Genomic DNA, 14997 nt, shown 5'->3' with positions numbered 1-14997 from the left:
TTCCCCGTCCTGTTTTGTCTTAACTGATGTCGTGCTGAACGAAAGTTCGTCTCAGCAACATATCAAAAAAAACTATCGCGGCAATATGAACGTTTGCGTCGCTGTCCTGAAGAAATGTCATTCAGAAGGAAATGGCAGGACAAAACACCAGAAAGATAATGAACGGTAGCGCGTTAATCAGAATGGTTGCACAAATGTGACAGAAGTCACTAAATTGCGCCAGGTGAAAAAATATTTGCGAGGGAGCCGGTTGGCTCCCTGCGGACAGACTATTTTACGATGGTTTTCACACCGTCAGCGGTGCCGATCAGCGCCACGTCGGCGCCGCGGTTGGCGAACAGCCCCACGGTCACGACGCCAGGAATGCCGTTAATCGCGTTTTCCAGCGCGATAGCATCGAGAATTTCCAGGCCGTGCACGTCAAGGATCACGTTGCCGTTATCGGTCACCACGCCCTGACGGTATTCCGGACGGCCGCCCAACTTGACCAGCTGGCGCGCCACGGCGCTGCGCGCCATCGGAATGACCTCAACCGGCAGCGGGAATTTACCCAGAATATCGACCTGCTTGGAGGCATCGGCGATGCAGATAAATTTATCCGCTACCGAGGCGATGATCTTCTCACGGGTCAGCGCCGCGCCGCCGCCTTTGATCATCTGCATGTGACCGTTGATCTCATCCGCGCCGTCAACGTAGATCCCCAGGCGATCGACGCTGTTGAGATCGAAGACGGTGATCCCGAGGCTTTTCAGCTTCTCGGTGGAGGCATCGGAGCTGGAAACCGCCCCTTCGATTTGCCCCTTCATGGTGCCCAGCGCGTCAATAAAATGAGCCGCCGTCGAGCCGGTGCCTACGCCCACAATGGTCCCTGGCTGTACGTATTGCAGCGCCGCCCAACCTACCGCTTTTTTCAGTTCATCCTGCGTCATAATTATGGTCCGAGATGTGAATGCCTGTGGCGCATTATAGAACATCGACAGTGGAAATGTCCCTGCGATGCAGATCACACAACAGAGCAGACCAATTTCGTCTGTATCAAATAAAAATTTATGTCATAGTGCGAGATAACGATTAGTTATGGGGGCACGCCAGAATAATGAAACGACCGGACTACAGGACACTACAAGCGCTGGACGCGGTGATTAGAGAACGAGGATTTGAGCGCGCCGCGCAGAAGCTATGTATTACCCAGTCCGCCGTCTCACAGCGTATTAAGCAACTGGAAAATATGTTCGGCCAGCCGCTGCTGGTACGTACCGTGCCGCCGCGCCCAACCGAGCAAGGGCAAAAATTGCTGGCGCTATTGCGCCAGGTTGAACTGCTCGAAGAGGAGTGGCTGGGCGACGAGCAGACTGGCTCCACGCCGCTGCTGCTGTCGCTGGCGGTGAACGCCGACAGTCTGGCGACCTGGCTGCTGCCGGCGCTGGCTAATGTGCTGTCGGACTCCCCTATTCGTCTCAACCTGCAGGTGGAAGATGAAACCCGCACCCAGGAACGCCTGCGCCGTGGCGAAGTGGTCGGCGCGGTAAGTATCCAGCCGCAGGCGCTGCCAAGCTGCCTGGTGGATCAGCTCGGCGCGCTCGATTACCTGTTTGTCGCCTCAAAAGAGTTTGCGCAACGCTATTTCCCCAACGGCGTAACGCGCTCGGCGCTGCTGAAAGCGCCGGTCGTCGCTTTCGATCATCTGGATGATATGCATCAGGCATTTCTGCAGCAAAACTTCGACCTGCCGCCGGGTAGCGTCCCCTGCCATATCGTCAACTCGTCGGAAGCCTTCGTCCAGCTGGCGCGCCAGGGCACCACCTGCTGCATGATCCCCCATCTGCAGATCGAAAAAGAGCTCAACAGCGGCGAGCTTATCGACCTCACTCCCGGCCTGTTTCAGCGCCGTATGCTTTACTGGCACCGCTTTGCCCCGGAAAGCCGCATGATGCGCCGGGTGACCGATGCGCTCATCGATTACGGCCACAAGGTGCTGCGTCAGGATTAAGCCGCGGGCATAAAAAAAGCCACTTCGCTGAAGTGGCTTTTTTGTTTCTATCGCTTACTGGGCCGGTTTCGGCGCTTCAGCCGGTTTCGCCGGCGTGGCCGGGGCCGCGGCCTGCGCCGGCTGCAGTTCAAACACGACGTCGACCTGGTCGTCAAACTGGATGGTGGCCTGCTCGTAGGTTTCCTGGGCGGAAACCGGCGCAGCGTCAGCGGCCTTCATCATGCGAACCATCGGGCTCGGCTGATAATTAGAGACGTGGTAGCGCACGCTGTACACCGGACCCAGCTTGCTGTGGAAACCTGCGGCCAGCTCCTGCGCCTGATGCACGGCGTCGTCGATCGCCGCTTTACGCGCTTTATCTTTGTAGGCGTCCGGTTGCGCAACGCCCAGCGAGACGGAGCGAATTTCGTTCAGACCGGCTTTCAGGGCGCCGTCCAGCAGACCGTTGAGTTTATCCAGCTGGCGCAAGGTCACTTCGACAGTGCGCACCGCGCGGTAGCCTTTCAGAATGCTTTTCCCGTTCTGATAGTCGTAATCAGGTTGGGTGCGCAGATTCGCCGAGTTGATGTCTTTTTTCGCAATGCCGCTCTTTTCGAGGAAAGAGAGGTATTGCGCAACGCGATCGTCAGCCTGTTTTTTTGCCGATGCGGCATCTTTTGCCGCCACGTTCACTTCGATCGCCAGGGTGGCGATATCCGGAACCGCAGCAACGCTTGCTGTGCCTGAAGTCACAATATGCGGACCGTCCGGCAATTCGCTGGCCTGTGCCGCCATCGTGCTAAATCCGAGTGTTGCCGCCAGGGCTAAGACTTTTAACTTCACTGTCGTTTCTCCATGTTACTTAAATCGCCCTTACGGGACGCATGCCAGCAAGCTTAGCGCGTACAGCGGGAAAGTCCATCGGACAACGCTTAGTTGAGCAACGCCTGGATATGGCCGACGCCCTCTTTTGCCAGCTGAAACGCAATAAACCACATGACGGCGCCGACCACAATGTTGATGATCCGCTGGGCTCTGGCGGTACGCAGCCGCGGCGCCAGCCATGCGGCCAACAGCGCCAGACCAAAGAACCACAGGAAAGAGGCGCTAATGGTTCCCAGCGCAAACCAGCGCTTCGGCTCCATCGCCAGCTGGCCTCCCAGGCTGCCCAACACCACAAAGGTATCCAGATAAACGTGCGGATTCAGCCAGGTGACCGCCAGCATAGTGATAATGATTTTCCAGCGCCCCTGCTGCATCACCTCGGCGCTGGCGAGCTCAAGATTCTGGCTGAACGCTGTTTTCAATGCGCCAAAGCCGTACCACAGTAAAAAGGCCACGCCGCCCCAGGTCACGAGCGCCAGTAGCCAAGGGGACTGCATCAGCAGCGCGCTGCCGCCAAAAATGCCGGCGCAGATCAGCAGCAAGTCGCTGACGGCGCACAGCAAGGCAATCATCAGGTGATACTGACGACGGATCCCCTGGTTCATCACGAAAGCATTTTGGGGGCCAAGCGGCAAAATCATTGCCGCTCCCAGGGCAAGGCCCTGAAAGTAATAGGTAAACATGAGGATTTTTCCGCTGTGTTCGAGAGTGGCGCTGACTATAACGCGAATAAATTATTAGCGGAAATTGAAAGTATTAATCATTAATAAGCAAAGCTAATGATGAGCCATTTAAAAAGGCCGGCATCGCCGGCCTGAGTCACTGAGTGGCGGTTTACTCGGCTTTTTCCGGCAGACGCACCACATGAACATCCATCTGCGGATAAGGGAAGCTGATGCCGTTGGCGTCAAATTCACGCTTGATGCGCTCGAGGATATCCCAGTAGACGTTTTGCAGATCGCTGCTTTTGCTCCAGACGCGCACCACAAAGTTCACCGACGAGGCGCCGAGTTCGTTCAGGCGAACCGTCATTTCCCGATCGCGCAGAATACGATCGTCAGATTCGATAATCGAGGTCAGGAGCTGCTTCACCTTGTCGATATCGGCATCGTAAGAGACGCCGATAATAAACTCATTGCGGCGCGCCGGTTCACGGGAGAAGTTAATGATGTTGCCGGCGATGATTTTGCCGTTCGGCACCACCACCACTTTACCGTCGGCGGTACGCAGGGTAGTGGAGAAAATCTGTACGTTAAGCACCGTACCCGCTACACCACCAAGGTCGACATACTCGCCGGCGCGGAAAGGGCGGAACATCACCAGCAGTACGCCAGCCGCGAGGTTAGACAGTGATCCCTGCAGCGCCAGACCGACGGCTAAACCCGCGGCGCCCAGCACCGCAATGACCGAGGCGGTCTGCACGCCCACGCGTCCCAGGGCGGCAATCAGCGTAAAGGCGATAACCGCATAGCGCACCAGCGCGGAGAGGAAATCGGCAACGGTGGCGTCAATTTTACGCGCCAGCATCAGGCGGTTGACGGTATTAGAGACGACGCGCGCCACGATCATCCCGACGATCAGGATAGCGATAGCCGCGACGATGTTGACGGCATAGCTCAGCAGCAGCTCCTGGTTGCGTGCCAGCCACGTCCCGGCGTGGTTGATGCTATCGACAACGTTCAAATCTTCCATTTAACATTCCTTATGAATCCCCCAGGGGGAAGTAAATAACTCAGCCTGCGACAGGGCAGTCAGGTTATAGGGTAAACAATAAGTGCACGTTTTGCCAAATGGATCACAGTTTTCTGCTGAGCTATCCTGTTGTTAAGATAATAAAAAAGCCCGCATTGCTGCGGGCTTCGGGGTAAGAAACAGATTTTTCTTACAGAACGTCGATCGCGTTCAGCTCTTTAAATGCCTGCTCCAGACGAGTCACCATGGAAGTCTGTGCAGCACGCAGCCATACGCGCGGGTCGTAGTATTTCTTGTTCGGCTGGTCTTCGCCTTTCGGGTTGCCCAGCTGGCCCTGCAGGTAAGCTTCGTTCGCTTTGTAGTACTGCAGGATACCGTCCCAGGTTGCCCACTGAGTGTCGGTATCGATGTTCATTTTCACTACGCCGTAGCTGACGGAGTCTTTGATTTCCTGAGCGGAAGAACCGGAACCGCCGTGGAAGACGAAGTTCAGGCTGTTGTGCGGCAGGTTGTGTTTCTTGGAAACATATTCCTGAGAATCGCGCAGGATAGTCGGGGTCAGAACGACGTTACCCGGTTTGTACACGCCGTGTACGTTACCGAAGGAAGCGGCGATGGTGAAGCGCGGGCTGATTTTGCTCAGCTCGGTGTACGCGTAATCCACGTCTTCCGGCTGGGTGTACAGGGCGGAAGCGTCCATGTGGCTGTTGTCCACGCCGTCTTCTTCGCCACCGGTGCAACCCAGTTCGATTTCCAGGGTCATGTCCATTTTGGCCATGCGCGCCAGGTATTTAGAGCAGATTTCGATGTTTTCGTGCAGGGACTCTTCAGACAGGTCGATCATGTGAGAAGAGAACAGCGGTTTGCCGGTAGCGGCGAAGTGTTTTTCACCCGCCTCCAGCAGGCCGTCGATCCACGGCAGCAGTTTCTTCGCGCAGTGGTCAGTGTGCAGGATAACCGGCACGCCGTAGTGCTCAGCCATCTGGTGCACGTGGTGCGCGCCAGAGATAGCGCCGAGGATAGCAGCACCCTGAGGAACGTCAGTTTTCACGCCTTTACCTGCGATGAACGCTGCGCCGCCGTTAGAGAACTGAACGATAACCGGAGAGCGTACTTTCGCAGCAGCTTCCAGAACGGCGTTGATGGAGTCAGTCCCTACGCAGTTTACCGCCGGCAGTGCAAAGTTGTTTTCTTTCGCTACCTGGAACACTTTCTGAACGTCGTCGCCAGTGATGACGCCCGGTTTTACGAAATCAAAAATTTTAGACATGTTACTTAGTCCTGTATCTGTATCTTCGACCGTTGAAGAAGGTTCGCGAGCCCTTAAGCGCGCTGAAAAACAGGCGGGTTTCCCCGCCTGAACTGAATTACTGCTTAGCGCGCTCTTCGAGCATCGCTACTGCCGGCAGGACTTTGCCTTCGACGAATTCAAGGAACGCGCCGCCGCCAGTGGAGATGTAGGAAATTTTGTCAGCGATACCGAACAGGTCGATCGCTGCCAGGGTGTCACCGCCGCCGGCGATGGAGAAACCTTCGCTGTCCGCGATAGCGTTAGCCACGATTTCAGTCCCTTTACGGAAGTTCGGGAATTCGAATACGCCAACCGGGCCGTTCCACAGAATGGTTTTGGCGTTCTTCAGAATTTCAGCCAGTTTCTGTGCGGAAACGTCGCCAAGGTCCAGAATCTGCTCATCATCTTTGATGTCGTTAACAGATTTCAGAGTCGCCGTTGCGGTTTCGGAGAACTCGGTCGCGACGCGAACGTCAGTCGGAACCGGGATATCGCAGGTGCTCAGCAGGCGCTTGGCTTCATCAACCAGGTCCGCTTCGTACAGGGATTTGCCGACGTTGTGGCCCTGGGCGGCAACGAAGGTGTTAGCGATACCGCCGCCGACGATCAGCTGGTCAGCGATTTTAGACAGGGAATCCAGCACGGTCAGCTTAGTGGATACTTTAGAACCACCGACGATAGCGACCATCGGACGAGCCGGCTCTTTCAGCGCTTTACCCAGCGCATCCAGTTCAGCGGCCAGCAGCGGGCCTGCGCACGCCACGTCAGCAAATTTGCCGATACCGTGGGTGGAAGCCTGCGCGCGGTGCGCGGTACCGAAGGCGTCCATCACGAACACGTCGCACAGCGCGGCGTATTTTTTAGACAGCGCTTCGTCGTCTTTTTTCTCGCCTTTGTTAAAGCGAACGTTTTCCAGCACCACCAGCTCGCCGGCAGCCACTTCAATGCCGTCCAGGTAGTCTTTAACCAGACGTACCGGGTTGGACAGTTTGTCTTTCAGGTAATTAACAACCGGCAGCAGAGAGAATTCTTCGTTGTACTCGCCTTCGGTCGGACGACCCAGGTGGGAGGTTACCATCACTTTCGCGCCCTGCTTCAGCGCCAGTTCGATGGTCGGCAGAGATGCACGGATACGCGCGTCGCTGGTTACTTTCCCGTCTTTAACTGGTACGTTCAGATCCGCACGGATAAAAACGCGTTTACCAGCCAGATCCAGATCGGTCATCTTAATTACAGACATGGTGAATCCTCTCGTTGATTCATAAAGTTTTGTCGACGTTTACGCGTCGAACCTGAAACCAATAGCCGCCATCGCTAACGTCGTGTCGAGCATTCGGTTAGCAAAGCCCCATTCGTTATCGCACCAGACCAGCGTTTTGATCAGATGCGCGCCACTGACCCGGGTTTGCGTGCCATCAACAATAGCACTGTGCGGATCGTGGTTAAAATCTGTCGAGACCAACGGTAATTCCGTATAGTCAACTATACCATGAAATGCACCTTGTGCTGCTTTTTGCAGCAACTGGTTGACTTCACATGCTTTTACCGGTTTTTTAACCGTCACGCTCAGGTCAATTGCCGTCACGTTTATCGTCGGCACCCGCACGGCAATCGCTTCAAAACGGTCGTTAAACTGCGGGAAAATACGGGTTATCCCTGCCGCCAGTTTGGTATCCACCGGAATGATCGACTGGCTGGCCGCGCGGGTACGCCGGAGATCCGGATGATAGGCGTCAATCACCTGCTGGTCATGCATCGCCGAGTGAATGGTGGTGACGGTGCCGGACTCGATGCCATAGGCATCATCTAACAGTTTAATGATCGGAATAATGCAGTTGGTGGTACAGGAGGCGTTGGAGACAATACGGTGCTCGGCGCGGAGTTCATCCTGATTGACGCCATACACCACCGTCGCGTCGAGGTCGTTGCCGCCGGGATGGGAGAAGAGCACTTTCTTCGCCCCCGCCTGCAGGTGCGCCTCACCGTGCTCACGGCTTCCGTAAACGCCGGTGCAGTCGAGCACCACGTCTACCGCCAGCTCGCGCCAGGGCAGCGCCGCAATGGTCGGCTCGTGCAGCAGACGGATGGCATCATCGCCAACAAACAGCTGCTCGCGCTCCTGACGAACATCCCAGGCGAAACGGCCATGGCTGGTGTCATATTTCAACAAATGCGCGATGCCCGCAGCATCCGCCAGCTCATTGATTGCCACCACGGTGATTTCCGCACGGCGCCCGGATTCATATAGCGCACGAACCACATTGCGTCCAATACGACCGAAGCCATTAATCGCGATGCGAATGGTCATAGATCTCCTGCAAGGCTGTCCCTGTGATGAGGTGGCTGACAGAGTAATCCAGCTACGCTCTGAGGGAAACCTTACCAGCTGCAAACTGCGACTGATTGATTAATTGTCGAACATTTAAACGACTGAAACGCTTCAGCTAGAATAAGCCAAACGAGGAATAAAAGGAATGTTTGTCCAGCGCAATAAACCAGCTATATGACTCACATCACATTTTTGCTGGAATAATTTACAACCGTATTACATGGTTCAGGAATAGCAGATACAAAAAAGCCGGGTGACGAGGTAAAAGCAAAAACGGTAACCCTTGGGTTACCGTTTTTGGTGCTTGCCCCCTCTCCTGTGGGAGAGGGTTGGGGTGAGGGCATTAGCCCGCACCGTACCAGCGATTACAGCAGCGCTTTCGCTTTAGCGACCACATTGTCGACGGTGAAGCCGAACTCTTCGAACAGCTGCTCAGCCGGCGCAGACTCACCGAAGGTGGTCATGCCAACGATAGCGCCGTTCAGGCCAACATATTTGAACCAGTAGTCAGCGATACCCGCTTCCACGGCAACGCGCGCGGTCACGGCTTTCGGCAGTACGGATTCACGATAAGCCGCATCCTGCTTGTCGAACGCGTCGGTGGACGGCATGGAGACCACGCGCGCCTTCACGCCTTCGGCGGTCAGTTTGTCCCACGCGGCAACCGCCAGCTCAACTTCAGAACCGGTGGCGATGAAGATCAGCTCCGGCTGGCCGGCGCAATCTTTCAGCACGTAACCGCCGCGGGCCACGTTCGCCAGCTGCTCTGCGGTACGCTCCTGCTGCGCCAGGTTCTGACGGGACAGGATCAGCGCGGTCGGGCCGTCCTGACGCTCAACGCCATATTTCCACGCAATCGCGGATTCCACCTGGTCACACGGACGCCAGGTGGACATGTTCGGGGTCACACGCAGGGAAGCCACCTGCTCTACCGGCTGGTGAGTCGGGCCATCTTCGCCCAGACCGATGGAGTCATGGGTGTAGACCATCACCTGACGCTGCTTCATCAGCGCCGCCATACGTACCGCGTTACGCGCATATTCCACGAACATCAGGAAGGTGGAGGTGTACGGCAGGAAACCGCCGTGCAGCGCGATACCGTTGGCGATAGCGGTCATACCGAACTCACGCACGCCGTAGTGAATGTAGTTACCGGCAGTATCTTCGTTGATCGGCTTAGAACCAGACCACAGGGTCAGGTTGGACGGCGCCAGGTCAGCGGAGCCGCCGAGGAATTCCGGCAGCAGCGGACCGAACGCTTCGATGGCGTTCTGAGAGGCTTTACGGCTGGCGATTTTCGCCGGGTTGGCCTGCAGCTTCGCGATGAACTCGTTGGCTTTCGCGTCGAAGTCAGACGGCATCTCGCCTTTCATACGACGGGTGAATTCGGCGGCTTCCTGCGGGAAAGCTTTGGCGTAGGCAGCGAACTTCTCATTCCAGGCCGCTTCTTTCGCCTGGCCAGCTTCTTTGGCATCCCACTGCGCATAGATGTCAGACGGGATGTCAAACGGCGCGTGTTTCCAGCCCAGCGCTTCGCGGGTCAGGGCGATTTCGGCGTCGCCCAGCGGCGCGCCGTGGGAGTCGTGGGTACCGGCTTTGTTCGGCGAACCGAAACCGATGATGGTTTTGCACATCAGCAGGGACGGTTTGTCGGTAACCGCGCGCGCTTCTTCTACCGCGCGTTTGATGGCGTCAGCGTCGTGACCGTCAACGCCGCGCACCACGTGCCAGCCGTAGGCTTCAAAGCGTTTGGCGGTATCGTCGGTGAACCAGCCTTCAACGTGGCCGTCGATGGAGATGCCGTTGTCATCATAGAAGGCCACCAGTTTGCCCAGCTTCAGGGTACCGGCCAGGGAGCACACTTCGTGAGAAATGCCTTCCATCATGCAGCCATCGCCCATGAAAGCGTAGGTGTAGTGGTCGACGATGTCGTGCCCCGGACGGTTGAACTGCGCCGCCAGAGTTTTCTCGGCGATAGCCATCCCGACCGCGTTAGCGATACCCTGGCCCAGCGGACCGGTAGTGGTTTCCACGCCCGCGGTGTAGCCGACTTCCGGGTGGCCCGGCGTTTTAGAGTGCAGCTGGCGGAAGTTTTTCAGCTCTTCAATCGGCAGATCGTAGCCAGTGAGGTGCAGCAGGCTGTAAATCAGCATCGAACCATGGCCATTGGACAGTACAAAACGGTCACGGTCAGCCCAGGCCGGATTGTTCGGGTTATGGTTCAGGAAATCACGCCACAGCACTTCGGCAATGTCAGCCATACCCATCGGGGCACCCGGGTGGCCGGATTTGGCTTTCTGTACAGCGTCCATGCTCAGCGCACGAATAGCGTTAGCAAGCTCTTTACGTGAGGACATTTTGACTCCAGTTCGGACTGTTGAAGGCCATGCCCTTAACGACTTGACGAGAGCGCGTTTTGGGCTACGCCGGAAAAAAGTGTGAACAATGTAACCCAAGCGACAAGTCATGTACATGGAGCATCCTTTTGCCCTTTAAGAAATCTCTGGAACAGGTTGTGCTACGCCGGAATCCGCTCGCCCGTATCCTGCGATACTCTTTATAATTTACGCAGAATACGGTTCCCTGCCGTCGCCGTATTGTCGGATAAACAACCATAAGATTGTGGAAGATAAAAAAATGAAAATTCGCTCAACCGTACTTGCTCTTGGGATCGCAGCAACGCTCACCGGATGTCAGAACATGGACTCCAACGGTCTGCTCAGCTCAGGGGCCGAAGCCTTCCAGGCATACTCCCTCAGCGACGCGCAGGTGAAAACCTTAAGCGACCAGGCCTGTAAAGAGATGGACGCCAAAGCGAAAATCGCCCCGGCCAGCAGTGAATACAGCCAGCGGCTGAACAAAATCGCGGCTGCGCTGGGCGATAACATCAATGGTCAGCCCGTGAACTACAAGGTCTATGAGACCAAGGATGTCAACGCCTTCGCCATGGCCAACGGCTGCATCCGCGTCTACAGCGGGCTGATGGATCTGATGAACGATAATGAAGTCGAGGCGGTGATCGGCCACGAAATGGGCCACGTCGCGCTGGGCCACGTGAAGAAAGGGATGCAGGTTGCCCTGGGCACCAACGCTGTGCGCGCGGCGGCGGCCTCCGCGGGCGGCATCGTCGGCAGCCTGTCCCAGTCGCAGCTCGGCGATCTGGGTGAAAAACTGGTGAACTCGCAGTTCTCCCAGCGCCAGGAATCGGAAGCGGACGACTACTCTTACGATCTGCTGCGTAAGCGCGGCATCAATCCATCGGGACTGGCCACCAGCTTCGAAAAACTGGCCAAGCTGGAAGCCGGCCGTCAGAGCTCCATGTTTGACGATCACCCGGCATCGGAAGCCCGCGCGCAGCATATTCGCGATCGCATGAAGGCCGACGGGATTAAATAACCGCCAGCGGGAGGCATGTCTGCCTCCCTTTTTTATCTACCAGTAAAAATATTTAGCCGCATCAATTGATAATTTAAGCGCACAAACCGTTAATTATGATTGCACCTCGTCGCAGCCAATTATTTTATATGCTGTTACTCAGCAATATATTATTTGGCAAATGAAAAACGGCGTACGCAATCCGCCTTTCAGAACCGGGTTCGACCAAATATTAAATAGTCCACCCCTCTTCGCCAAACGCAGCCAGCGCGCGCCACACCGCTTGTTTCCTGCCGATACCATTGCTCACACAATGATTGCTTTCGACATTATTTCAGGAGAATATCGCGATTGCAGTGATTCCCTTGAATATATCGACAGACAGAGAAGTGCCCTCAGTGAAAAAAGAATTACCATTCATCGCACTTGGCATTATTGCCGCCGCACCGGCTTTCGCCAGCCAACAATCGACCAGCCAGGGCTTTATTGACGACAGTCATCTGGATCTCTTTTTACGTAACGCTTATATCAAACGCGATTATCGCGATGGGCTGCCGGATAAAGCCGAATGGGGCCAGGGAATTATCGCCACCTTCGCATCCGGCTTTACCCAGGGGCCGGTCGGCTTCGGCGTGGACGGCATCGCCCAGTACGCCGTGCGTCTCGACGGCGGCCGCGGCCGTAGCGGCGCGGGCGGCATCGACTTTTTCGCCCAGGATGACGACGGCCGGGCAAAATCCGACCTCGCGAAATTCGGCGCCACCGGCAAAATGCGCTTTTCGAATACCGTGCTCAGCTACGGCAGCCAGCGCCCAATGCTGCCCATCGTCTACGCCGACGACTCGCGCCTGCTCTACGAGAGCTATACCGGCACCATGCTGACCTCACGCGAAATCGACGGTCTGGACATTAACGCCGGCTACCTGACCGATCAGCAGCGTAAAAGCGACGACAGCCACAACAGCGGTCTGAAAAGCCTCACCTTCGGCGGGGCAAGCTACCGGTTCAACGACCAGCTCAGCGGCGCGCTGTACGCGTCGCATGTCGAAGATGTGCTGAACAAACAGTATCTTGGCCTCAACTTTAAGCAGCCGTTCGCCGCCAGCCAGCAGCTGATTCTCGATTTCAACGGCTATCACTCACGTCTGGATCAAGAATATGCCGATGCCAATGACACCGGACGCAGTAACAACATCTGGAGTCTGGCCGCCAGCTATATCTGGGATATTCATACCTTTAAAGTCGCTTACCAGCAAAGCAGCGGCAGCACCGGCTACCACTATGGCGGCTACCAGAACCAGGGCGGCGTCGGCGATGGCGGGAACACCATCTGGCTGGCCAACTCCTACTGGTCTGATTTTAACGGGGAAGATGAACGTTCCTGGCAGGCATCGTACGGACTGGATTTTGCCGGGCTGGGGCTACCGGGGCTGACCTGGACCACCGCCTACGTGCGCGGGGATAACATTAAAACGTCAGAGACCAGCAACGGCAAAGAACACGAATGGTTCAATCAGGTTCAATACCAGGTGCAAAACGGGGCGGCGAAAGATTTGAAATTCAGACTCCGGTATTCGGTACTGCGGGTTTCCAGCAACGCCAGCGACTATAACGTCAGCGGCAATGAAGTGCGGTTCTACGTCGAATATCCGTTTAACGTGTTTTAAGCACGTCATGAACCCTCTCCTGCGGGTCGGCCCTCTCCCGGCGCGCAGGAGCAACCGTCCGGCGCCTTGATTAACCCCCTGTGCCGTACGGTACCCTCTCCCCGGAAGGGAGAGGGTTGGGGTCACTGGGTTATCATTAATACAGCGTCTTCTGCGGCGGGCCGGCAAAGCGCAGCGCGCCAATCTGGCCCATCTTCACTTCCACCACCGATGGCCCCGGCATCGCCAGCGCCTCGGTCATCACCGCCTGAAAATCCTCAGCCCGATCCACGCTCCACGCCTGCAGACCCATCGCCTGCGCCAGCAGGGTAAAGTCTGGCGTGTGCAGCTCGTTGTAATACTGGCGACCGCCAAAGTACTTATCCTGAATACCACGCATCACGCCGTAGCCGCCATCGTTCATAATCAACAGCGTCACGTTGGCCTTCTCCTGCGCCAGGGTCGCCAGTTCGCCAAGGTTGAGGCTCAGGCCGCCGTCGCCGACCAGGCCGACCACTTTCCGTTGCGGATTGGCAATCGCGGTGCCCACCGCCATCGGCAGCCCCATACCGATGGCTCCGGCCAGAGAATGGATATTCATCAGCGGACCGTGAGCGCGGAACAGACGGCTGCCCCACAGGCTGCCGGAAACGGTAATATCGCGCACCAGAATGCCGTCATCGGGCAGCGCCTGCGCAATCGCGTCATTCAATTTAGCGTAAGCGCCGCACTGGTCGCGCAGCCCCTGCTCCGCCGCCTCTACCGCCTCTTTAAGTTGGCTATCCCAACGCGCATCGCCCCATATCCGGCCCTGCACCCGCTTCGCCAGCGCGTCTAATAAAGCGCGGCAGTCCGCCACCAGCGTGTTGTCCATCAGGTAGTTACGGCTGGCCGCCGCCGGGTCGATATCAATCTGCACCCTCGGCGTGGGCAGTTCCAGCGTCCACGAGCGCGTTTCGTTGCTGCGCAGCCGGGAACCGGCCACAAGTGTGAAATCACATTGTGAAATCAGCGCTTCTACCGAGGGAGAATTATGAAACGCGCGCAGGCTGGCGCGATGGCTGTCCGACAGAATGCCGCGGCCGTGGGTACTGGAAATCACCGTCACCCCGGCATCCGCCAGCGTCTTCACCGCCTCGCCGCTCTCTAACGCGCCGCCGCCAAGCCACAGCAAGGGCCGCTTCGCCTGCTTAAGCTGTGCCCACAGCGCATCGACCATCGCCGGTTCCGGCTCAACCGCCGGAGCGCGTTTCAGCGGCGCGGTCAGCAGTGAAGGCGGAATTTTGGCGCTCTGAATGTCGATTGGGATCTCCACCGAGACCGGGCCGCACGGCGGCGTCTGCGCCTCCTGAATCGCCTTATGCAGGATAGCCACCGCCTGGTTGGCGTTGCTAATGCGGTAAGCGCGCTTCGAACTGGCTTTCAGAAAGGTCAACTGATCGCGGGTTTCGTGAATAAAACCGGTGTCGGCGTCCAGCCAGGCTTTTTCGACCTGTCCGGTCAGGTGCAGCAGCGGCGTACCGGCGTTCATCGCCTCAACCAGCGCGCCGACCGCATTGCCCGCCCCCGCGCCGGTACTGGTCAGCGCCACGCCGAGCCCGGAAAAACGGCCGTGGGCGTCAGCCATGATCACCGAGCCCGCTTCACCTCGCGCCGGAATAAAGCGAATTTTTTCCCGCTGGCCGACGGCATCGGCGATCGGCAGGTTATGGATAGAAATGACGCCATAAATGGCTTCAACGTGATACTGCTCCAGCGTTCTGGCGATGGCATCGCCGACGGTTATCATTTCGCTCATTGCTCACCCTTT

General features: G+C 56.9%; 12 protein-coding genes. 3 read left to right on the top strand and 9 right to left on the bottom strand.

The genetic code is table 11. The features are described 5' to 3' along the window. Positions 1-269 precede the first annotated feature (269 nt). Positions 270-929 (bottom strand): ribose-5-phosphate isomerase RpiA, encoded by a 660-nt coding sequence (gene rpiA, locus ABLU73_RS01660; protein ID WP_002916495.1) that lies wholly within the window; start codon positions 927-929, stop codon positions 270-272. A 167-nt stretch (positions 930-1096) separates the two neighbouring features. Here rpiA and argP point away from each other — a divergent pair, with 167 nt between their 5' ends. Next, the gene (gene argP / locus ABLU73_RS01655; RefSeq protein ID WP_002916497.1) at positions 1097-1990 is read left to right on the top strand and encodes a DNA-binding transcriptional regulator ArgP; all 894 of its coding nucleotides are present in this window, start codon (positions 1097-1099) and stop codon (positions 1988-1990) included. A gap of 54 nt (positions 1991-2044) precedes the next feature. Here the strand turns inward: argP and ABLU73_RS01650 are convergent, their stop codons facing one another. The 7 genes from ABLU73_RS01650 to tkt all read right to left on the bottom strand — a co-directional run bounded on the left by ABLU73_RS01650 (position 2045) and on the right by tkt (position 10523). Then, entirely contained in the window at positions 2045-2812 is a 768-nt protein-coding gene (locus ABLU73_RS01650) for an oxidative stress defense protein (protein WP_004205295.1), read from the bottom strand. 89 nt (positions 2813-2901) lie between these two features. Then, positions 2902-3537, bottom strand: coding sequence for an arginine exporter ArgO (gene argO / locus ABLU73_RS01645; protein ID WP_004205294.1), 636 nt, complete (start codon positions 3535-3537; stop codon positions 2902-2904). Between the two features lie 151 nt (positions 3538-3688). Continuing rightward, complete coding sequence (locus tag ABLU73_RS01640; protein WP_017899785.1) at positions 3689-4546, bottom strand: small-conductance mechanosensitive channel MscS; 858 nt, start codon at positions 4544-4546, stop codon at positions 3689-3691. Positions 4547-4736: 190 nt separating this feature from the next. Further along, a complete protein-coding gene (gene fbaA / locus ABLU73_RS01635) occupies positions 4737-5816 on the bottom strand; it encodes a class II fructose-bisphosphate aldolase (protein ID WP_264923596.1) in 1080 nt (359 codons plus the stop codon). A gap of 97 nt (positions 5817-5913) precedes the next feature. Then, the gene (gene pgk / locus ABLU73_RS01630; RefSeq protein WP_264923595.1) at positions 5914-7077 is read right to left on the bottom strand and encodes a phosphoglycerate kinase; all 1164 of its coding nucleotides are present in this window, start codon (positions 7075-7077) and stop codon (positions 5914-5916) included. 39 nt (positions 7078-7116) lie between these two features. Next, a complete protein-coding gene (gene epd / locus ABLU73_RS01625) occupies positions 7117-8145 on the bottom strand; it encodes an erythrose-4-phosphate dehydrogenase (protein WP_004205289.1) in 1029 nt (342 codons plus the stop codon). Positions 8146-8531: 386 nt separating this feature from the next. Next, positions 8532-10523 (bottom strand): transketolase, encoded by a 1992-nt coding sequence (tkt, locus tag ABLU73_RS01620; protein ID WP_017899782.1) that lies wholly within the window; start codon positions 10521-10523, stop codon positions 8532-8534. Positions 10524-10803: 280 nt separating this feature from the next. Here tkt and ABLU73_RS01615 point away from each other — a divergent pair, with 280 nt between their 5' ends. After that, positions 10804-11562: a M48 family metallopeptidase gene (locus tag ABLU73_RS01615; RefSeq protein ID WP_017899781.1), complete on the top strand. Its 759-nt coding sequence runs from the start codon at positions 10804-10806 to the stop codon at positions 11560-11562. Between the two features lie 377 nt (positions 11563-11939). Beyond that, positions 11940-13208 carry an OprD family outer membrane porin gene (locus ABLU73_RS01610; RefSeq protein ID WP_004205146.1) on the top strand — a complete coding sequence of 423 codons (1269 nt, stop codon included), beginning with the start codon at positions 11940-11942 and terminating at the stop codon, positions 13206-13208. A gap of 136 nt (positions 13209-13344) precedes the next feature. On the opposite strand, the gene ABLU73_RS01605 is transcribed toward ABLU73_RS01610, so the two are convergent. Further along, complete coding sequence (locus ABLU73_RS01605) at positions 13345-14985, bottom strand: thiamine pyrophosphate-binding protein (protein ID WP_348850024.1); 1641 nt, start codon at positions 14983-14985, stop codon at positions 13345-13347. Positions 14986-14997 lie beyond the last annotated feature (12 nt).

The sequence above is a fragment of the Klebsiella sp. GG_Kp175 genome (genome assembly GCF_040062325.1).
In the GTDB taxonomy this organism is placed as follows: Bacteria; Pseudomonadota; Gammaproteobacteria; order Enterobacterales; family Enterobacteriaceae; genus Klebsiella; species Klebsiella quasipneumoniae.
Note: the sequence above shows the minus strand (reverse complement) of the source record. Positions and strands in the feature narration are given on the sequence as shown.

Excerpts from the sequence above, each read along its gene's own strand:
- rpiA (WP_002916495.1), bottom strand. The coding sequence starts at position 929 with ATGACGCAGGATGAACTGAAAAAAGCGGTAGGTTGGGCGGCGCTGCAA.
- argO (WP_004205294.1), bottom strand. The coding sequence starts at position 3,537 with ATGTTTACCTATTACTTTCAGGGCCTTGCCCTGGGAGCGGCAATGATT.
- epd (WP_004205289.1), bottom strand. The coding sequence starts at position 8,145 with ATGACCATTCGCATCGCGATTAATGGCTTCGGTCGTATTGGACGCAAT.
- argP (WP_002916497.1), top strand. The coding sequence starts at position 1,097 with ATGAAACGACCGGACTACAGGACACTACAAGCGCTGGACGCGGTGATT.
- tkt (WP_017899782.1), bottom strand. The coding sequence starts at position 10,523 with ATGTCCTCACGTAAAGAGCTTGCTAACGCTATTCGTGCGCTGAGCATG.
- ABLU73_RS01605 (WP_348850024.1), bottom strand. The coding sequence starts at position 14,985 with ATGAGCGAAATGATAACCGTCGGCGATGCCATCGCCAGAACGCTGGAG.
- pgk (WP_264923595.1), bottom strand. The coding sequence starts at position 7,077 with ATGTCTGTAATTAAGATGACCGATCTGGATCTGGCTGGTAAACGCGTT.
- ABLU73_RS01615 (WP_017899781.1), top strand. The coding sequence starts at position 10,804 with ATGAAAATTCGCTCAACCGTACTTGCTCTTGGGATCGCAGCAACGCTC.
- fbaA (WP_264923596.1), bottom strand. The coding sequence starts at position 5,816 with ATGTCTAAAATTTTTGATTTCGTAAAACCGGGCGTCATCACTGGCGAC.
- ABLU73_RS01640 (WP_017899785.1), bottom strand. The coding sequence starts at position 4,546 with ATGGAAGATTTGAACGTTGTCGATAGCATCAACCACGCCGGGACGTGG.